Raw genomic sequence first — 18,228 nt, forward strand, 5'->3', positions numbered from 1 at the left:
CGTATACGCTCATCTGTGACGGAGCGCCCCCCTGGCGGGCCCCCCCGCGGCGCCCCCCCCCCGGCCCCCCCCCGGGGCCCCCGGGGGGCCCCCCCCCCCCCCCCCCCCCCCCCCCCCCCCCCCCCCCCCCCCCCCCCCCCCCCCCCCCCGCCCGCCCCGCGCCGCCCCCCCCCCCCCCCCCCCCCCCCCCCCCCCCCCGCCGGCGGCCCGACCCGGTCATCCCCGGGCGGCCCGGCCGCACCGTCCCGCCCGCCCCGCCACGTCCTCCGCAGCGCTCGACCAGCGCGCGCCGGGCCGGCCCCGCACCGCGCGTACCAGCAGTGCACGTACCGCCGTCGCCCTGCACGTACCGCACCGCAACGTGTCGCACAGCCCAGCACAAGTACAAGCACCGCACCGTACGTAGAGCCCCCGTGTCCCGCGCCGTCTCGCGAAAAGGAAGCCCATCCCATGCTGCGCATTGCCGTCCCCAACAAGGGTTCACTGTCCGAGCCTGCGTCGGCGATGCTCCATGAGGCCGGCTACCGGCAGCGCAAGGATCGACGCGAACTGGTCCTGGTGGACAGCGGCAACGAGGTCGAGTTCTTCTTCCTGCGCCCCCGCGACATCGCCGTCTACGTCGGCTCGGGCCGTCTCGACATCGGCATCACCGGCCGTGACCTGCTGCTCGACTCAGGCTCCCAGGCCGAGGAGATCATGCAACTCGGCTTCGCCGGCTCCACCTTCCGCTACGCGACGCGCCCCGGCACCGCCACCGACGTGCGCGAGTTCGGCGGCATGACCGTCGCCACCTCCTTCTCCGGGCTGGTCACCAAGCACCTCGCCGACCACCGCGTGGACGCCGCCGTGGTGCACCTGGACGGGGCCGTCGAGACGGCCATCCAACTCGGCGTCGCGGAGATCATCGCCGACGTCGTGGAGACCGGCACCACGCTGCGCAACGCCGGGCTCGAAATCATCGGCGAGCCGATCCTGGAGTCCGAGGCGATCGTCATCCGCCGCGCCGGCGAGTCCGTGGACGACCCGAAGGTGCAGCAGTTCCTGCGCCGTATGCAGGGCGTGCTCGTCGCCCGCAAGTACGTGATGATGGACTACGACATCCGGGTGGAGCACGTGGAGCGGGCCGTGGCCCTCACCCCGGGGCTCCAGTCGCCCACCGTCTCCCCACTGCACCACGAAGGCTGGGTCGCCGTCCGCTCGATGGTCCCCTCGAACGAGGCGCAGAACATCATGGACGAGCTGTACGACCTGGGCGCCCGCGCCATCTTGACCACCGGCATCCACGCCTGCCGCCTGTGACCGTCTCCGCATCCCACCGATGCACCCGCGTGTGGCCCGCACCGTCGGCCACCCGCGGGCCCGCCGGGGGCGCCGGCCGGTCGGCCACCGTCCGGCCACGGCTCGTGGTCGGCGAGCGGCGCGAGGGCGGCGATCCACACCTGCGCGTTGCCCTCCCGGGTCCAGCCGCGCTCGGCCAGCTCGCCGCTCAACTCCCGCGGGGCGCCCGGGGCCCCGGTGCTCACCTGGAGGTAAGCGGGGAGGTCGCGTTCGGCGTACCATGCCCGCACCCGGTGCAGGGCCTCGTCGAGCGGCAGCCCGGGATCGCCGAGCGGCAGTACGGAATTGGCGCGCCGGGTGAAGCCGCCGGCCGCCCGCAACTCCCAGCCGACACCGCAGCCGAGGCCGGTGTCCACGGCGCCGGCGGGGGCGAGCAGGGCCCGTTCGACCGGGGGCCAGGCCCGGGCGGCGACGCGCTCCAGCTCCTGCACGTCGGTGGCGGGTACGCGCCGGCGGACCGGGGGGCGGCCGGCGCGGGCACCGGGGGAGGGCGGAATGACCTTGCCGGCGACGAGTGTGGCTTCCGGAATGTGGACCACCTCGCCGTTCTTCCGCGTGATCCGCACCACACCCCCTGACCAGGATGCGAGTACCCCTACCGTGTCCGTGAACTTCTGGGGGCCGCCCCCTGGATCGTTCAGCCGCCGAACTGAGACGCGTTTTCCCACGTCAACCGGGGAAATCCGGACCTCAAGTCGTCCGCCAGTGGTGAACTCCACAGCTCTGTCCGCCCCTCATGTTCGTCTCCTGCCCCGGAACGGAGATACTAGGTGTGGGCATCGACGACGCCGCGCTCCCGCGCGCCACGCGGCGGGGCCACACCGACCGGTCCCGCCAGCCCTACCGAGGAGGAACGACAGCGTGACCTACGTCATCGCGGAGCCTTGTGTTGACCTGAAGGACAAGGCCTGCATCGAGGAATGCCCCGTCGACTGCATTTACGAGGGCTCGCGGTCCTTGTACATCCATCCTGACGAATGCGTCGACTGCGGTGCGTGCGAGCCGGTCTGCCCGGTCGAGGCCATCTTCTACGAGGATGACACTCCCGAGGAGTGGAAGGACTACTACAAGGCGAACGTCGAGTTCTTCGACGAGCTCGGCTCGCCCGGCGGCGCATCGAAGCTCGGCCTCATCGAGCGGGACCACCCCTTCATCGCAGCGCTCCCGCCGCAGAGCCACGACGAGTAGTCTCCGATTGCGGCGAGTGACCACATTGCCTCGTCCCACTCCGCTAGGCTCCGCGCGGTGAGCGCGGTCTCGGTCCCGCACGGCCCTCCCCGCCCCCTGGGCGTGAGTGACGGCGCCGCGCGGGGCCGAGATGTTTTACGGCGGGTCCCCGCAGCTCGGGGCTCCGCACGCCGGGTCTCCGTACGCTGGTTTTCGCCGTACGCCGGGACCCCGGCCGGACCGGCGACCTCGGCAACGCCACCGCGCCGGGGCCGGCGCAGGCGGCAGGGCCTACGCACCCGACAGGACCTACGCACACGACAGGGCCGGCGGAACGTGACGGGGCCGGGCGGCCCCGCCAGGCAGGTCAGCCACCGCGCACGGCAGCCACCGCGCCTGCACTCCGCCACCGGCGCTCCGGCTGCCACGGCCACCACCCCCGGCCGTCCCGCGCAGCGCAGCCAGCACGAACACCGCACAGCCGCGGCATGCACCGCAGTTACCGCACGCAGCCCGGCCGTCCCGCGCCCCACCGCCGCCGCGTGCACGACGCGCGGCACAGGTACGACCAGCACCACCGGCAGGACCAGCACCACCCGCACCACAGGACCGTAGGAAAGAGGCACCCGTGTCCCCCGTCACCGACCGCCTTCCCGTCTTTCCCTGGGATCGGCTGGAGCCGTACAAGGCCACCGCGAACGGCCACCCCGACGGCATCGTGGACCTCTCGGTCGGCACCCCGGTCGACCCCGTCCCTGCCGCGGTCCAGCGCGCGCTGGCGGACGCCGCGAACAGCCCCGGCTACCCCACCGTCTGGGGCACGGTCGCGCTGCGGGACGCCATCTCGGGCTGGGTGGGCCGGCGGCTCGGCGCCGGCGAGGTGACGCACGCGCAGGTGCTCCCCGTGGTCGGCTCCAAGGAACTGGTGGCCGCACTGCCGACGCAGCTCGGGCTCGGCCCCGGTGACCTGGTCGCCTTCCCGCGGCTCGCCTACCCGACGTACGAGGTGGGGGCGCGGCTCGCGCGGGCCACGCCCGTCGCGTACGACGAGGACGTCTTCGCGGACGAGGCGAAGCTGGCCGCGTTCGACCCGGCCGGGCTGAAGCTGCTGTGGCTCAACTCGCCGTCCAACCCGCCCGGCCGGGTGATGTCGGCCGACGAGCTGCGCCGCGCCGTCACCTGGGCCAGGGAGCACGGGGTGCTGCTGGTCAGCGACGAGTGCTACCTGGAGCTCGGTTGGGAGGCCGACCCGGTCTCGGTGCTGCACGCGGACGTGTGCGGCGGTTCCTTCGACGGCCTGCTCGCCGTCCACTCGCTCTCCAAGCGGTCCAACCTGGCCGGCTACCGGGCCGGGGGGGGGGGGGGGGGGGGGCGGGGGGGGGGGGGGGGGGGCGGGCCGCGGCGCACAGCCCGGCGCGCGCGGCGGGCCCGGCCCCCCCCGGGGCTGCCCGGGGCGGGGGGGGGCGGTCCCTTCGCGGGCCTGCGCGCCGCCCACCCGCTCCCCACGCGGCCCACCCTGGCCGGCTACCGGGCCGCGTGCGGCGCCGGCGACGAACGCGTACTGCGCGAACTGCTGGTGATCCGCAAGCACAGCGGGCTGATGACGCCCGCCCCGGTGCAGGCGGCCACGGTGGTGGCGCTCGGCGACGACACGCACGTCGCGGACCAGCGGGAACGCTATCTGCGCCGGCGGAAGTCGCTGCGCGGCGCGCTGGAGGCGTACGGGCTGCGCATCGAGCACAGCGAGGCGTCGCTCTACCTGTGGGCGACCCGCGACGAGCCCTGCTGGGACACGGTCGGCGACCTCGCGGCCCGCGGCATCCTGGTCGCCCCGGGCGACTTCTACGGTCCGGCCGGCGAGCGGTTCGTCCGGGTGGCCGTGACCGCGACGGACGAGCGGATCGCGGCGGCGGTGGCCCGCCTCGGGGCCTGAACCAGCCGCTAGACCGGGCCGTGCGAACGGCATGCAGAAGGGGCCCGGTCGGGCGCGTCCCCTTGAACCCAAGGGGGGAGCGCCCGGCCGGGCCCCTTTCCGTCCGTGCCCGTGCCCGTGGCCGGTCGTCGCGGCGGTGACCCGTGGGCGCGAGCCGGGGAGCGGTTCGCGGGTACGGGGCCGCCGGCCGGTACGGGACCGCCGGTACGGACCGTGGGGGCGGGGCCGGGGGAGCGGAGCCGCCGTCGGCTGCGGGGGAGCGGTGCTGCCGGTACGGCGCCGGGTCAGCCGACCGGCAGGTCGGTGCCGATCAGGTCGCGGGCCAGATTGTCGGTGGAGACGCCGCGCTGGAGCAGGTTGTCCTCGGGGAGCGCCTGGTCCAGCTTCATGGCGGTGTCGAAGAACGCCTTGCCGGCGAGCTGCTGCGCGTCCTCGACCGGCGGCGCGACGTTCTTGCCGAGCGAGCCGACGGCCTTGCCCGCCGCGGGCACCCCCTGCCGCACGACCTCGCCGCCGATCTCGCCCGCGGTGGTGGCGGCGCTCTGCGCCGTGCTGTCCAGCGCCTCGCCCAGCGGGGTGCTGTCCGGGGAGCTCAGGCCGGCCAGCTCGGCCGGGGACTGGGCGGGCGCCGCCTGGGCCACGCCGGCGCCGACCAGGGGAGCCGCGCCCGCGGCGACCAACAGCGCGGCCCGAGCGAGCCGGCGCTTGAGGGGGAGGGACATAGTGCTCCTTCGACGGTGTCGTACGTGTCGTACGGAAACATCTGGTGTGCGCGGTGTCCGGGAAGTGGACGCAGTGACTACCGCGCGAGACCCCGGAAGGTTTCGGTTCCCAAAGGTAAATAATTCGCAATGCATCGCATTATCGCGCTGCTTATTCCGAAGTAATTACCGGCACCGGGACCGCGGAGGGAAGCGGCAGCGGAAGGCGCGGACGTCGCGCCGGGGGCCGCCCGCGCCGGGGCGTCGCAGTGCTCGACGGCGCCGACCGCGCCCCCGATGCACGTTGCTGACCTGCGGTGTTGGCGAGTTGTGCGGGGCGCGGCGGGTGGGTGGACGGTGCGCCGGTCGGCTGTTGGACGCGCGGGGTTACGGGGCGGCGGGTGCGGGGCGGCGTACGGGAGCGTGGCCGTGAGCGCGCACCCGATGGTTCGCCCCCGGCGGTTCCGTCAGTGGGCGAGTTCGATGCGTACCTGTGGTGCGGAATTCTTCGTGGCAGATTCCCCGGAATGGGCGGTGGCCCGGGAAACCGTTCGCCAACCCTTTTCGGATGAGCTCGCCCGCCATTCCCGATCGCCGAACGCGATGCGGGCGATACGGAGTTCGGTGGCGTTCGCCATCGCCCAGTGCGCCAACTCCCAGCCGCGCTCCGCGGTACTGCCGCCCGGCGCCATGGCCCGTACGGAGAGCACCACCGCGTGCGGGTCGGCGCCCGTGCGTCCCGTCGCCGCCGCCGTGCGTGCATCGGGGCGGCTCGTCCGCGTGTCGTCCGTCGATGTGCCCCTCGCCTGGGTGCCGCCCGTCCGCGCGTCGTCCGTCCGCATGCCTTCCGTCCGCATGCCTTCCGTGCGCGCGTCGTCCGGACCTGCGCCTTCGGTACGCGCGTCGGCCGCGGTGGCGGCGCGGTTCGAACGGTCACCTGACGCATCGCGGCGCGCGGCACCCGGCGCCTCGGGCCCGGCCGGAGCGGTGCGGGCGGTGGGGGCAGCCGGATCAGCCGGATCAGCCGGGTCGGTGGGGCTGGCGGGACCCGTGGGATCGGCGGGGGCCGGGTGGGTGTCCTGGTCGTCGTCGCCGGTGGTCAGGACCGTGGGGCCGAACTCGCGCGCCAGCAGGGTCCGCAGCCGCTGCGGATCGCCGGGCTCCCCGTCGTCGGGCAGCGCGGGGCAGCGGAAGGAGGCCGCCAGCCGGCCGGTCAGCGAGGCGGTCAGCAGCCTCGCCTTCTCCTCGTGCTTCGCGTACGCCTGTGGATATCCGCTGAACTGCACCCGCTGCGCCGCGACGGTCAGCGGCAGCCGCGAGTAGCCGGGCACCTCGGCCAGGTGGTCGAAGAACTTCCCCGTCGAGTAGACCGGATCGAGGATCTGCTCGGCCGTGCCCCAGCCCTGCGAGGGGCGCTGTTGGAACAGGCCCAGCGAATCCCGGTCGCCGCGCCTGATGTTGTGCAGCCCCGACTCCTGCATGGCGGTGGCCAGCGCGATGGTCACCGCCCGGTCCGGCAGCCGGCGCGCGGAGGCGACGGCCGAGATGGTCGCCGCGTGCCGGGACTGCTCCGGGTCGAGCCGCAACCGCTCGCCGTCCGCCTGCACGGTGCAGCGGGGCGGGCCACCGCCGCCGGTCAGCAGATGCGCCGTCACATAGCCGAGCAGCGCGAGGAGCACCGCGCACGCCACCCCGGCGCGCGCCCGACGGGCACGGTGGGAGAGGAAGCGGAGGGGCACGCCAGACACCGTACTGGAGTGCGCCGGCCGCCCGTGCTAGGGGCTACGGGCTGGTGCCGTACGACGGGTACGGGACGTGCGGCGCTCACGGGCGGCGCGGGCCGGCCGTGCCGTGCGGGTGCCGTGCGGTCACCGTCGGGCGGCCGGGCACGCGCACCCCGTAGGGTCGCAGGCATGGAGCACGAGCACCCCGAACTTGACCTGTCCGTCGACGCCGCCGAGCTGACCGCCCGCCTCGTCGACTTCCCGTCCGTGAGCGGCGACGAGAAGGACCTGGCGGACGCCATCGAGCGCGCCCTGCGCGCCCTGCCGCACCTGCGCGTGGACCGGGACGGCAACTGCATCGTCGCCCGCACCGACCTCGGCCGCGCCGAGCGCGTGGTGCTCGCCGGGCACATCGACACCGTGCCGATCGCCGACAACGTGCCCTCCCGGCTGACCGAGGGCGAGGACGGCGACGGCGTGCTGTGGGGCTGCGGCACCTCCGACATGAAGTCCGGTGTCGCCGTGCAACTGCGGATCGCGGCCACCGTGCCCGCGCCCAGCCGCGACCTCACCTTCGTCTTCTACGACAACGAGGAGGTCGCCGCCGAGCTCAACGGGCTGCGCCGGCTGGCCGAGCAGCACCGGGAGTGGCTGGCCGGCGACTTCGCGATCCTGCTCGAAGGCACCGAAGGCCAGGTCGAGGGCGGCTGCCAGGGCACCCTGCGGGTCCGCGTGGAGACCACGGGCCGGCGCGCGCACTCGGCGCGGAGCTGGCTCGGTGACAACGCCATCCACCACGCCGCGCCGATCCTGGAACGGCTCTCCCGGTACGAGCCGCGCCACGTCGAGATCGACGGCCTGGTCTACCGCGAGGGGCTCAACGCGGTCCGCATCGAAGGCGGCCACGCCGGCAACGTGATCCCCGACGCGTGCGCGGTGACGGTCAACTTCCGCTTCGCCCCGCACCGCTCCGAGGAACAGGCGCTGGCGCACGTGCGGGAGGTGTTCGAGGGCTACGACGTGGTCCTCACCGACAGTTCGCCGGGCGCGCTGCCCGGGCTCTCGCACCCGGCAGCCGCCGCCTTCGTGGCCGCGGTCGGCGCCGAGGTCGCGCCCAAGTACGGCTGGACCGACGTCGCCCGCTTCTCCGCACTCGGCATCCCCGCGGTCAACTTCGGCCCCGGCGACCCCAAGCTGGCCCACACCCGCGAGGAACACGTGTCGGTCAGGGCCGTCCTCCGGACCGAGGAGCGGCTGCGGGCCTGGCTGGAGAGCTGAGGGCGGAGCGGGGGCCGGAGGCCGTGCGGACCGAAGGGGCTGTGGGGGCTGGCCGCCGGGGCTGACGGGGCCGCGGGTGCTTGATGAGGCCCGTGGGTGCCGACGCGGCGTCGGCCCGGTAGCGGGCCGCCGCCGGCCGTCGCGGCCCCGGCCGGCCTGAACACGCGGTGGCCCCCGACCGTCCCGTACGCGTACCGCGGCCCCAGCTCATGTGAAACCCCGCGGGCCGCCGCTGCCAGAGGCATACGCTGAAGCGCACGGAAACCCTGCCCCGCCACGCGGGGGAGGGCGCAAGCGAAGGGAGCGCACATGGCCACTGCCGAGAACGGGCGTACGCCGGAGGGCGAAGGGGCGCGGCAGGAACAGCGGCTGGGGCCGGTGGTGCGCCGCCGCAGCCAGATGCAGTCGGGCACCACGGACCAGCACCTGCTCGACACGCACGGCGTCGGCGGCTGGGTGCACGAGGACCCGTTCCGCGTGCTGCGCATCCAGTCGGAGTTCGTGGAGGGCTTCGGCGCACTGGCCGAACTCGGCCCCGCGGTGAGCGTGTTCGGCGCGGCGCGCACGGCCCCCGACTCTCCCGAGTACGAGGCGGGCGTGCGGATCGGGCGGGCGCTGGTGGAAGCCGGCTTCGCGGTCATCACCGGCGGCGGCCCGGGCGCCATGGAGGCCGCGAACCGCGGTGCGTACGAGGGCGGCGGGGTCTCGGTGGGGCTCGGCATCGAGCTGCCCTTCGAGCAGGGCCTGAACAAGTACGTCGACATCGGCGTGAACTTCCGCTACTTCTTCGTCCGCAAGACGATGTTCGTGAAGTACGCGCAGGGGTTCGTGGTGCTGCCCGGCGGCCTCGGCACGCTGGACGAGCTCTTCGAGGCACTGACCCTGGTGCAGACCCGCAAGGTCACCCGCTTCCCGATCGTCCTCTTCGGCTCCGCGTACTGGCAGGGCCTGGTCGACTGGATGCGGGACACCCTGATCGCCCAGGGCAAGGCGTCCCCCCGGGACCTGGACCTCTTCCACATCTCGGACGACGTGGACGAGGCCGTGGCCCTGGTCAGCAAGGAGACCGGGGTCTAGCAGCGGGGTCTAGCCTGCGCTCGTTGCTCGTTGCTCGTTGCTCGTTGCTCGTTGCTCGTAGCTCGTCGTGCGGCGGCCGGCGCCGGAGCGGTCGTACGTCCACTCCGGCGCGGCGTCGGCCCGTACGGGCGCTTGCTCGTACGGACACTTGCTCGTACGGGCATTGACTCGTACGGGCGTCGACTCGTACGAGCGCCGGGCGGGGCCGGGCCGGGCCAGGTCAGAGGGGGCGCGTCAGGCGAGGCCGCGGCGGGCGACGGCCGGCGGGCGGTGGCCGGCGATGGAGGCCACCATGTCGAGCACCTGCTTGGTCTCCGCCACCTCGTGCACCCGGTAGACCTGCGCGCCGAGCCAGGCCGAGACCGCGGTGGTGGCCAGCGTGCCCAGCACCCGCTCCTTCACCGGCCGGTCCAGCGTCTCGCCGACGAAGTCCTTGTTGGAGAGCGAGACCAGCACCGGCCAGCCGGTCGCCGCCATCTCGTCGAGCCGGCGGGTGGCCTCCAGCGAGTGCCGGGTGTTCTTGCCGAAGTCGTGGCCGGGGTCGATCATGATGGCGTCGCTGCGCACGCCGAGTTCGACGGCGCGCTCCGCGAGGCCGAGCGTGACGCGCAGGATGTCGGCCATCACGTCCTCGTAGCCGATCCGGTGCGGCCGGGTCCTGGGCTCGGCCCCGCCCGCGTGCGTGCACACCAGGCCCACGTCATACCGCGCCGCGACCTCCGCGAGCTTCGGATCGGCGCCGCCCCAGGCGTCGTTGAGCAGGTCGGCGCCGACCTCGCACACCGCCTCGCCCACCTCGTGGCGCCAGGTGTCCACGCTGATCACCACGTCCGGGTGGCGTCTGCGCACCTCGGCGACGAACCCGACCGTCCGCCGCGCCTCCTCCGTGGCGCTCACCTCCTCGCCCGGGCCCGCCTTGACCCCGCCGATGTCGATGATGGCAGCGCCCTCTGACACCGCCTGGTCGACGCGGTCGAGCGCGGGCTCGTCCCGGAAGGTGGCGCCCTGGTCGTAGAAGGAGTCGGGCGTCCGGTTCACGATCGCCATGATGACCGGCTCGTGCGTGTCGAACTCGCGCCGTCCAAGCCGCAGCATTGCTTCACTCCCTCGTCCGTGGTCCGGCAGTGACCCTAGCCGCTGCGGCGTGCGGCGCCACTGTCAGTGGGGCATGGCACGATCGGGACTGTCGATTGACGGATGCACCTCGGGGAGTCGTCGTGTTCTGGTTCTTGCTCATCGCGCTCGTCGCGGTCGTCGGCGCGGTCACCCTCGTGGTGGTCGGCGGTGGCGACGGCGCCGCGCTGCCCGAGGCGCAGCCGGACCGGCTGGTGGACCCGCTGCCGGAAGACCGCCCCGTGGACCGCACGGACGTGGAGGAGCTGCGGCTGCCGCTGGCGCTGCGGGGGTATCGGATGGCCGAGGTGGACGATGCGCTGGGCCGGCTCGGTGCCGAGCTCGCCGAGCGGGACGCCCGGATCGCCGAGCTTGAGGCGGCCCTCGCCGGCACCCAGGCCACGGCGTATGCGGGCCCCGACCTGATAGGCGAGCCCCGCCCCGACTGGCATGCGGCGTACGCCCCGGGCCCGGCCGCCTCCCTGCCCGCAGGCCCGCCGGCCGGTGTCCCCGCCGCCTGGCTGACGGACGCCGCCGACGACGATGCGGACCTGGTCCTCGAAGAGGCCGGGGAGGCCGCCCCGGACGCTGTGCCTACGACGCTGCCCGACGCCGGGGCCGACACCGCCGGGGCCGAGGTGCCCGAGGCCGAGCCGGCCGGAGCCGAGCCGGAGGACGAGCAGCCCGTGGGCGAGCAGCCTGCGGACAAGGAGTCCGCGAGCGAGGAACCCGTGGAGGAGAAGCCCGAGGCGGGGGCGGCAGCAGACCAGCCCGCCGCGGTCGGCCGGACAGCCCTGGTCGGCCAGCCAGATCCGGCTGATTCATCCGATTCATCCGACGCGTCCGCCTCGCCTGCTGCCCATTCCGTGGACAAGGGCGTGCAGGGCAAGGGCAAGGGCGGGGAGCGCAGGACCGAGGAGGACCAGGCGTGAGTGACACGGGAGCGGGGCCGGCCGGGCCCGACGGTCTGCTGCGGTGCCCCTGGGGGCTCCAGGCGGAGTCGATGGCGGACTACCGCGCGTACCACGACCAGGAGTGGGGCCGCCCGGTCCACGGCGACGACGCGCTGTACGAGCGGATGTGTCTGGAGGCGTTCCAGTCCGGCCTGTCGTGGCTGACGATCCTGCGGCGCCGGGCGGGCTTCCGGGCGGCCTTCGCGGACTTCCGGATCAAGGCGGTCGCGGAGTTCACGGACGAGGACGTGGCACGGCTGCTCGCCGACCCGGGCATCATCCGCAACCGGGCCAAGATCGTGTCCGCCATCAACAACGCCCGGGTCGCCCGGGAGTTGGCTGCTGGCGAACTCGACGAGCTGATCTGGTCGTACGCCCCGGACCACGCCGACCGCCCCGCGCCGCGCACCTTCGCCGAGGTGCCGGCCATCACCCCGGAGTCCACCGCACTCGCCCGCGACCTCAAGAAGCGCGGCTTCCGCTTCATCGGCCCGACCACGGCCTATGCGCTGATGCAGGCGTGCGGCCTGGTCAATGACCACCTGGCGGACTGCCATGTGCGCGAGGCGTGCCAGCCGGCCGGTTAGCCGTACGCGGCGGGCACGGGGAGGCGGGCCCGGCCCGTACGTCGCGCCGCGGTCCGCAGCGGCGCGCCTCGGTGCGGAGGGCCGTGCCGAGGGGGTGCGCGAGGGCCCCGCGGTGGTGCGGGCGTCCGCGGGGCCGTGCGGTCGTGCGGACAGGCATCCGGGCGGTGCGACAGCCGGCGTGCAGGTGGGCAGCCGGGCCGGCGCGCCGTGGTGTTCGGCGTGCAGGGCGCGGGGCTCGGGTTCGGTGTCCCGCGCCGGTTGTGGGGGAGTGCCGGTGCGGGAGCGGGATCAGCGGCCGAGGAAGGTCGGCTTCTCCTTCTGTACGAAGGCGTTCACCGCGATCCGGTGGTCGTCGGCCGATCCGGCCCTGGTCTGGAGCTCTTCCTCCTTGGCCAGGGTGTCGCCGAGCGAGTGCCCGGCTCCGTACGCGAGGGCCTCCTTGATCGCCGCGTAGGCGACGGTGGGGCCCTGGGCGAGGTGGCGGGCGGCGTTGGCGGCCTCGGCGGCGAGGTCGACGGCCGGCACCACGGTGCTGGCGATGCCGAGGCTGGCTGCCTCGTCGGCCTTGATGGTGCGGGGGAAGAGCAGGAGTTCGGCGGCCCGACCGTGGCCGATGAGGCGCGGCAGCGTCCAGGAGACGCCGGAGTCGGCGCCGAGGGCGACCCCGGCGAAGGAGGTGTTGAAGGAGGCGGTGTCGGCGACCACCCGGTAGTCGGCGGCGAAGGCGAACCCCGCGCCGGCCCCCGCGGCCACTCCGTTGACCCCGGCGACGACCGGCTTGGGCATCCCGGCGATGGCCGCCACGATGGGGTTGTAGTGCTCCTTGACGGTGGCCATGGTGGTGCCGGCGGCGCGTACGTCCTCGTCGTGCAACCGCTCGACGTGCTCCTTGAGGTCCTGCCCGACGGAGAAGGCGCGACCGTTGCCGATCAGCAGCACGGCCCGTACGACCGGGTCGGCCGCGGCCTGTTGGAGGGCGTCCCGCAGGGCCTCCTTGAGCTCGGTGTTGAGCGCGTTCATGGCCTCGGGACGGTTCAGGGTGATCGTCGCGAGCCCGTCGGTCACGTCGTAGAGCACGGTGTCGGCCATGGCGGGGTCCTCTCCGTAGGGGGCCGTGGGTCAGGCGCGCCCGCGGGTGTGCGGGCCCGCGGGTGCGGGCAGCGCCGTCCGGGGCCCGCGGTGCGCCGCGCCACGGACCCGCCCCGGTGGGAGCCGGCGCGCGGGGACCGCGGTCGCCGCGGGGGCGCCGGCCCGCGACGGCGGGTACGGGCCCACCCTCGCCGAGCGGTCCGTGCGGCACTCCGCCGCGGACCCGTGCTCTCCGGTTCGGCCCGGCCTGCGATGCGCTGGCGGTACCCCGGCGATGACGCTCCGGCCCTCGGGAACGGCCGCGATCCGCGATCAGCATGCCGGACAAAGCCACGCCCGTCATGTGACCTGCGTCAAAGAACCGACCTACCGTTCGGGCCGGGGGGCCGTACAGGAACGGCATCCAGTCTCCGAATTGGTGGTATTTGCGACAGTTGTCCATGGGGGCGATGCTGGCCGCCGTTGGTCATCGGGTCATTGCATGCGGGATAATGGCGGGGAAGCAATGTGTTCGATGCCGGTGACGCCTGGGTTGTCGGCTGCGATGGGCTGGTTTCAGGAAGGGGAACGAGCATGGCGGCCATGAAGCCGCGGACGGGCGATGGCCCGCTCGAGGTGACCAAGGAGGGGCGGGGCATCGTCATGCGCGTTCCGCTCGAAGGCGGCGGTCGACTCGTCGTTGAGCTGACACCGGACGAGGCCGACGCACTGGGCGACGCGCTCAAGAAGGTCGTCGGCTAGCAGCGGACCACATGATCATCGAGCTGCCCCGGCCGCTGGTTCACACCGGCGACCGGGGCAGCGGCATTCCCGCCCGTACGACGCGTACGGGCTGACGCGGGGCGCGGACCGCCCGACTCGGTTGGCGGGGCTCCGCCGGTGGGGCTCCGCTGGGGTCCCACCCCTGGGCTCTGGTTGCCGGGCCCTATCCCCTGGGCATCGGGCTCCGGCCGGGCGGGCTGCGCCGGGGGAGGCGCGCTCTTGGAGGCCGGGCAGGGCCGGGGGAAGCCGGAGGCGCGGCGTCCCCGCGCGGGCGCTGCCCCTTCGGGCCGCGGACCGTGCCTTAGCCGCGGCCCTTCCCGCCCCCGCCACCGACCCGGCCCGGCCGGCCGCACCCCGCCCCGATCTCCCTGCCCGTCCGGCCCGCTTCGTTCCCTCGTCGACCCGGCCGACCGCCCCCGATGGTGCAGTGCGGTACGTACGGGGAGCGCAGTTATGTGATGTACGTGACGTACGGGGTGATCGCGAAGCCACCACGAAGCGGGCGCGGCGATGGGCGCGAGGAAGAGAAGCCCGACGGGGCTCAAGTGGCGGGGTGCAAGGCGGTGCAGGGTGTTGACCGCGCGCCGGGCGGCTGGGTGCGGGGCGTGAGGACGGGGGTGGCGTTCACGGCGATGTCAGCGTCCAGGGCGGGGGCACAGGGGCGACGTTCACCGTGCTGCCCAGGTACGGGGCGCGGGACAGGCTCGATGTTCACAACACGGCCCGGGTGCGGGGCGAGGGGGCGGGCTCGACGCTTACGGCACGGCCGAGGCTGCCAACACGGCCCGGGTGCGGGGCGGACGGGCGGGCCCGGCGCAGACGATGCCGCCTACGGCCGCTTGACCGCGCACAGCAACCCGTCGCCCACCGGCAGCAGCGACGGCTGGAGCGAGGTGGACTCCCGTACGGCGCGCAGCAACTCGCGCAGCCGCAGCACCTCGGCCGGCTGGGCGGCGGATTCCACCGTGCGGCCGTCGGCGAAGACGCCCTCGAAGCAGACCAGCCCGCCGGGGCGGAGCAGGCGCAACGATTCGGCGAGATATTCGAGGCACTCGGAGCGGTCGGCGTCACAGAAGACGAGGTCGTACCCGCCGTCGGCGAGCCGGGGCAGGACGTCGAGCGCGCGGCCGGGGATGAAGCGGGCCCGGTTGCCGGTGAAGCCGGCGGCGCGGAACGCCTGTCGGGCGAGCTGTTGCCGCTCCGGCTGGAGGTCCACCGTGGTGAGGACGCCGTCGGGCCGCATGCCGTGCAGGAGGTGGATGCCGGAGACCCCGGTCCCGGTGCCGATCTCGGCCACGGCCTTGGCGTCGGCGGTGGCGGCGAGCAGGCGCAGGGCGGCACCCGTGCCGGAGGACACCGAGCGCAGCCCTGCCTCCCGGGCCCGCTCGCGAGCCCAGCGCAGCGCTGTGTCGTCGATGTGCTCGACGCCGTACGCCTCGGCGAACGCCCAGCTCGTTTGCCGGTTGCCGGTAATGGCCCTCTCCTGTCCCCGTAGTTGACGCAACGGTGACTGTATCCGCTGCGCTCGGGAACCCGCAGATGGGACCGGGCGTTGAAGAGGGTGCAGACGGACCGTGCGGGCATTGAACGATCAGGTCCAAATGCAGGTCAAAAATGCTTATCCGGAGCTAACGGGCGAGGTGGATATGGTAGGGGCTCTACTGGAGACCACCAGAGCCGACAGGGGAGGTGCGGCTACGACCGGTGGCCGACGAGTGCTCAGGCGCTTTCGCAGGCCGGCGGACGAGCCGAAATCCGTGACAAACACCGCTGACCGTTTCCGCACTACTGACTCCGCAGCTACCGCGACTTTCGCCACCGATGCGGACTCGCAGGCGTGGACCCCTCCCACCTGGGAGGAGATCGTCAGCACCCACAGCGCACGGGTCTACCGCCTCGCTTACCGCCTCACGGGAAATCAACACGACGCCGAAGATTTGACCCAAGAGGTGTTCGTCAGGGTATTCCGCTCCCTGTCGACGTACACCCCGGGCACCTTCGAGGGTTGGTTGCACCGCATCACGACCAACCTGTTCCTGGACATGGTCCGGCGCCGGCAGCGCATTCGGTTCGACGCGCTCGGCGACGACGCGGCAGAGCGGCTCCCCAGCCGTGAGCCCTCACCCCAGCAGCACTTCAACGACACCCACTTCGACGCTGATGTGCAGCAGGCCCTGGACACCCTCGCGCCGGAGTTCCGCGCGGCCGTGGTGCTCTGCGACATCGAGGGCCTGTCGTACGAGGAGATCGCCGCCACCCTCGGCGTGAAGCTCGGTACGGTGCGCAGCCGCATCCACCGCGGTCGCTCGCACCTGCGCAAGGCCCTCCAGCACCGCTCCCCATCGGCCCGCGCCGAACAGCGCGTGGTCGCCTCCGTGTCCCCGGCTGCGCCGGGGCGCAGCGGGGAGGTCGGGATCGCGTGACCGGTTCAGGCGGTCAGTCCCCCGCCGAGCAGCACCTCGGCGACCGCCTCGCGGCGCTGGTCGATGGCGAATTGGGGCATGATGCGCGCGAGCGCGTGCTCGCGCACCTGGCGACGTGTCCTCGCTGTAAAGACGAGGCAGATGCACAACGGCGGCTGAAGAGCGTCTTCGCCCAGACGGCACCGCCTCCGCCGTCGGAAGGGTTCCTCGCCCGCCTCCAGAACCTCCCCGCCGGTCCGCTCACCGGCGAGGACGGGCCCAGCCCGCTGGACGGCCCGGTCACCGGCCGGGAGGTCTTCGACATGCGGGACGAGGCGTTCTCGTTCCTCCCGCCGAGCGCCGGGGCCACCCGGCAGCGCGGCTTCCGGATACATGAGGTGGACCGCGCGCTGCCCCGCAGCAGACGGTTCGCCTTCGCCGCGGCCGGAGCGGTCTCGCTCGCAGCCGTCGCGCTCGGTGGTGCGCTCCCGCTCGACGCGGCCGTGGACTCGCCGCGCAGCCGGGCGGAGGGCAACGGCAACGCCACCACCCCGCTGCGGATCAACGCCAACGACGGCGCCCTGCTCGGCCTGCACGAGAACGCCCGCCGCTCCATGGGACTCTTCTCGGCCAGCGGGGACCGTACAGCGCAACTCGACCCGCGGACCGGCATGCCCGTCACGCCGTCGCCCTCCGTCACCACGTACCCCGGCGCACACCCCTCGCCGTACGGCGTGGCGCCGCGGCCCGTGGGGAGCGCGTTGCCGCCGCTGATCCAGCCGGTGCTGGCCGTGGCCGCCCATTCGCCGGTCGGCCAGCACCGGATGGGCGAGCCACAGATGGCTCCGGAGCCCACTCAGATGGAGGTTCCCTCGCACCCGGCCAGCCAGGCGACGCCATTGACCGGCGTCGGTGTCGATCTACTGGGCCGCGACGGCCGCTGATCACCGTGGGACGCCCAGTGGAGCGAAACGGCGGCGCCGGTCCACTGCGCGGCCCCGGGTGGACCTGATTGAATCGCCGGTGGGCCGAGCCCATCGGGTGCGCTGAAGCACGCCCGTCGACGGCGCGGCCCACGCCGGACCGCGGGCGAACTGTTGGGGAGAGCATGAACGAGGGGAAGGCCCCGAGGCCGAAGCCGAAGTGGTGGAGCCGTCCGCAACCGGGCTCCGCCGGACCGGCGCAGCCCGACGACGCGCCGGTGCAGCCCGGTGCCGGGCCGGCGCGCCCTGCCGAGGCACCCGACGCGGCCCCGGCCGCGCCGACGTACGAGGAGCCCGTGGACGCCCCCGTGCGGGCCGCTGACGCCCCCGTACCGGCCCCGCCAGCGGACGCCCCTGCACCGCCCCCGGCCGCCCCGGTCGAGCCCGGCAGCGCGGAGCCCATAGGCGTGACAGCGGGCACGCCGGGCCCGCCCCCGGGCGCGCCGGTCGAGCCGCTCCCCGCAGACGCGGCACCGGCCTCTGTCGGCGCGCCACCGGCCGCGGCCGATGCGCCACCGGCCCCCGGGGTGACCGCAGCCCCGCCGCTGCCCGCGGACGTACCCGCAGCCGCGGCGCCGGCCACACCGGAGCCTGCGGACGCCCTTCCCACGGACGCCCTCCCTGCCGAGGTCCCGTCCGCTGAGCCGCTGCCCGCAGAAGCCGCGTCCGCGGACGCGGTGCCCGGCGCCGACGCGGCCCAGCCGGCGCAGACCGGTGCGAACGTCCCCGCGCGCGACACCGCTTCCGTGGGCGACACCACCCCGATCGGCGGTGAGGCGCCCCCCACCGCCGAGGCGCCCCTGGTGCGGGACGCGGTGCCGGTCGAGCGGCCTGTGCCCCGGCACGAGCCCGATCCGTACAGCACCCCGCCGTACGGGGAGCCCGGGCCGTGGGCGCCCGCGCCGCCGGTGCAGCGGCCGGTGCCGACGCCCGCGCACGGCACCCACCTGCCGCCGCCGCACGCCCAGCCGCCGCACCCCGGCATGACGCCGGCACACGGCACCGCGATGCCGCCGCATCCGGCCGCCGCGGGGCCGAACCCGCACCCGTACGCGCCGCCGCAGCCGCATGAGGCCGCCGGCCACCAGCAGGGGCCCGGCCCGCACCAGCAGGGCCAGCCG

The 18,228-nt window shown here is 74.2% G+C and carries 16 protein-coding genes and 3 pseudogenes; 11 read left to right on the forward strand and 8 right to left on the reverse strand.

From position 1 onward, the window contains the following. The coding region (locus tag AAHZ94_RS10965; RefSeq protein ID WP_349992570.1) for a hypothetical protein at positions 1-220 on the reverse strand (220 nt) is incomplete at its 3' end. Positions 221-450: 230 nt separating this feature from the next. Here AAHZ94_RS10965 and hisG point away from each other — a divergent pair. After that, positions 451-1,299, forward strand: a complete 849-nt coding sequence (gene hisG, locus AAHZ94_RS10970; protein WP_349992572.1) for an ATP phosphoribosyltransferase — start codon at positions 451-453, stop codon at positions 1,297-1,299. Positions 1,300-1,400: 101 nt separating this feature from the next. Here hisG and AAHZ94_RS10975 read toward each other — a convergent pair. Further along, a pseudogene (locus AAHZ94_RS10975) lies at positions 1,401-2,057 on the reverse strand (GNAT family N-acetyltransferase, cg3035/Rv0428c family); the annotation flags it as partial. A gap of 142 nt (positions 2,058-2,199) precedes the next feature. Here AAHZ94_RS10975 and fdxA point away from each other — a divergent pair. Then, positions 2,200-2,526: a ferredoxin gene (gene fdxA, locus AAHZ94_RS10980; protein WP_176163910.1), complete on the forward strand. Its 327-nt coding sequence runs from the start codon at positions 2,200-2,202 to the stop codon at positions 2,524-2,526. A gap of 607 nt (positions 2,527-3,133) precedes the next feature. Next, positions 3,134-4,438, forward strand: a complete 1,305-nt coding sequence (gene dapC, locus AAHZ94_RS10985; RefSeq protein ID WP_349992574.1) for a succinyldiaminopimelate transaminase — start codon at positions 3,134-3,136, stop codon at positions 4,436-4,438. A 284-nt stretch (positions 4,439-4,722) separates the two neighbouring features. On the opposite strand, the gene AAHZ94_RS10990 is transcribed toward dapC, so the two are convergent. From AAHZ94_RS10990 to AAHZ94_RS10995, 3 genes and pseudogenes are all read right to left on the reverse strand, one after another. After that, the gene (locus AAHZ94_RS10990) at positions 4,723-5,160 is read right to left on the reverse strand and encodes an ATP-binding protein (protein WP_349992575.1); all 438 of its coding nucleotides are present in this window, start codon (positions 5,158-5,160) and stop codon (positions 4,723-4,725) included. A 446-nt stretch (positions 5,161-5,606) separates the two neighbouring features. Next, complete coding sequence (locus AAHZ94_RS36410; protein WP_502964641.1) at positions 5,607-5,996, reverse strand: VldE C-terminal domain-containing protein; 390 nt, start codon at positions 5,994-5,996, stop codon at positions 5,607-5,609. 246 nt (positions 5,997-6,242) lie between these two features. Next, a pseudogene (locus tag AAHZ94_RS10995) lies at positions 6,243-6,878 on the reverse strand (hypothetical protein); the annotation flags it as partial. A 174-nt stretch (positions 6,879-7,052) separates the two neighbouring features. On the opposite strand from AAHZ94_RS10995, the gene dapE reads away from it, so the two are divergent. Then, complete coding sequence (dapE, locus tag AAHZ94_RS11000) at positions 7,053-8,141, forward strand: succinyl-diaminopimelate desuccinylase (RefSeq protein WP_349992576.1); 1,089 nt, start codon at positions 7,053-7,055, stop codon at positions 8,139-8,141. Positions 8,142-8,450: 309 nt separating this feature from the next. Beyond that, positions 8,451-9,218, forward strand: coding sequence for an LOG family protein (locus AAHZ94_RS11005; protein WP_349992577.1), 768 nt, complete (start codon positions 8,451-8,453; stop codon positions 9,216-9,218). Positions 9,219-9,452: 234 nt separating this feature from the next. Here AAHZ94_RS11005 and folP read toward each other — a convergent pair whose 3' ends face one another. After that, positions 9,453-10,313: a dihydropteroate synthase gene (gene folP / locus AAHZ94_RS11010; protein ID WP_349992578.1), complete on the reverse strand. Its 861-nt coding sequence runs from the start codon at positions 10,311-10,313 to the stop codon at positions 9,453-9,455. Positions 10,314-10,435: 122 nt separating this feature from the next. On the opposite strand from folP, the gene AAHZ94_RS36415 reads away from it, so the two are divergent. Both AAHZ94_RS36415 and AAHZ94_RS11020 read left to right on the forward strand, forming a co-directional pair. After that, positions 10,436-11,263 carry a DivIVA domain-containing protein gene (locus AAHZ94_RS36415; protein ID WP_502964640.1) on the forward strand — a complete coding sequence of 276 codons (828 nt, stop codon included), beginning with the start codon at positions 10,436-10,438 and terminating at the stop codon, positions 11,261-11,263. Between the two features lie 71 nt (positions 11,264-11,334). Next, positions 11,335-11,871, forward strand: a complete 537-nt coding sequence (locus tag AAHZ94_RS11020) for a DNA-3-methyladenine glycosylase I (RefSeq protein WP_502964642.1) — start codon at positions 11,335-11,337, stop codon at positions 11,869-11,871. Positions 11,872-12,159: 288 nt separating this feature from the next. Here the strand turns inward: AAHZ94_RS11020 and chcB are convergent, their stop codons facing one another. Then, the gene (chcB, locus tag AAHZ94_RS11025; RefSeq protein WP_349992582.1) at positions 12,160-12,960 is read right to left on the reverse strand and encodes a 2-cyclohexenylcarbonyl CoA isomerase; all 801 of its coding nucleotides are present in this window, start codon (positions 12,958-12,960) and stop codon (positions 12,160-12,162) included. 573 nt (positions 12,961-13,533) lie between these two features. Between chcB and AAHZ94_RS11030 the strand changes: the two genes are divergently transcribed. Then, positions 13,534-13,701, forward strand: coding sequence for a DUF3117 domain-containing protein (locus tag AAHZ94_RS11030; RefSeq protein WP_003966491.1), 168 nt, complete (start codon positions 13,534-13,536; stop codon positions 13,699-13,701). An 850-nt stretch (positions 13,702-14,551) separates the two neighbouring features. Here the strand turns inward: AAHZ94_RS11030 and AAHZ94_RS11035 are convergent. Next, positions 14,552-15,226, reverse strand: coding sequence for an O-methyltransferase (locus AAHZ94_RS11035; RefSeq protein ID WP_349992585.1), 675 nt, complete (start codon positions 15,224-15,226; stop codon positions 14,552-14,554). 142 nt (positions 15,227-15,368) lie between these two features. Between AAHZ94_RS11035 and sigE the strand changes: the two genes are divergently transcribed. The 3 genes and pseudogenes from sigE to AAHZ94_RS11050 form a co-directional block, all read left to right on the forward strand. Next, positions 15,369-16,145: an RNA polymerase sigma factor SigE gene (sigE, locus tag AAHZ94_RS11040; RefSeq protein WP_349992587.1), complete on the forward strand. Its 777-nt coding sequence runs from the start codon at positions 15,369-15,371 to the stop codon at positions 16,143-16,145. Beyond that, entirely contained in the window at positions 16,142-17,068 is a 927-nt protein-coding gene (locus AAHZ94_RS11045) for an anti-sigma factor family protein (RefSeq protein ID WP_349992588.1), read from the forward strand. Before sigE ends, AAHZ94_RS11045 begins: the two co-directional genes overlap by 4 nt. A gap of 566 nt (positions 17,069-17,634) precedes the next feature. Further along, positions 17,635-18,228, forward strand: a pseudogene (locus AAHZ94_RS11050) (protease); the annotation flags it as partial.

It is taken from the genome of Streptomyces sp. HSW2009 (genome assembly GCF_040240285.1).
GTDB lineage: Bacteria > Actinomycetota > Actinomycetes > Streptomycetales > Streptomycetaceae > Streptomyces.

What these genes read in the sequence shown, in the direction of transcription:
- hisG (WP_349992572.1), top strand. Translation starts at nt 451, where the DNA reads ATGCTGCGCATTGCCGTCCCCAACAAGGGTTCACTGTCCGAGCCTGCG.
- AAHZ94_RS10990 (WP_349992575.1), bottom strand. Translation starts at nt 5,160, where the DNA reads ATGTCCCTCCCCCTCAAGCGCCGGCTCGCTCGGGCCGCGCTGTTGGTC.
- AAHZ94_RS36410 (WP_502964641.1), bottom strand. Translation starts at nt 5,996, where the DNA reads ATGCGGACGGAAGGCATGCGGACGGACGACGCGCGGACGGGCGGCACC.
- dapE (WP_349992576.1), top strand. Translation starts at nt 7,053, where the DNA reads ATGGAGCACGAGCACCCCGAACTTGACCTGTCCGTCGACGCCGCCGAG.
- AAHZ94_RS11005 (WP_349992577.1), top strand. Translation starts at nt 8,451, where the DNA reads ATGGCCACTGCCGAGAACGGGCGTACGCCGGAGGGCGAAGGGGCGCGG.
- folP (WP_349992578.1), bottom strand. Translation starts at nt 10,313, where the DNA reads ATGCTGCGGCTTGGACGGCGCGAGTTCGACACGCACGAGCCGGTCATC.
- AAHZ94_RS11020 (WP_502964642.1), top strand. Translation starts at nt 11,335, where the DNA reads ATGGCGGACTACCGCGCGTACCACGACCAGGAGTGGGGCCGCCCGGTC.
- chcB (WP_349992582.1), bottom strand. Translation starts at nt 12,960, where the DNA reads ATGGCCGACACCGTGCTCTACGACGTGACCGACGGGCTCGCGACGATC.
- AAHZ94_RS11030 (WP_003966491.1), top strand. Translation starts at nt 13,534, where the DNA reads ATGGCGGCCATGAAGCCGCGGACGGGCGATGGCCCGCTCGAGGTGACC.
- sigE (WP_349992587.1), top strand. Translation starts at nt 15,369, where the DNA reads ATGGTAGGGGCTCTACTGGAGACCACCAGAGCCGACAGGGGAGGTGCG.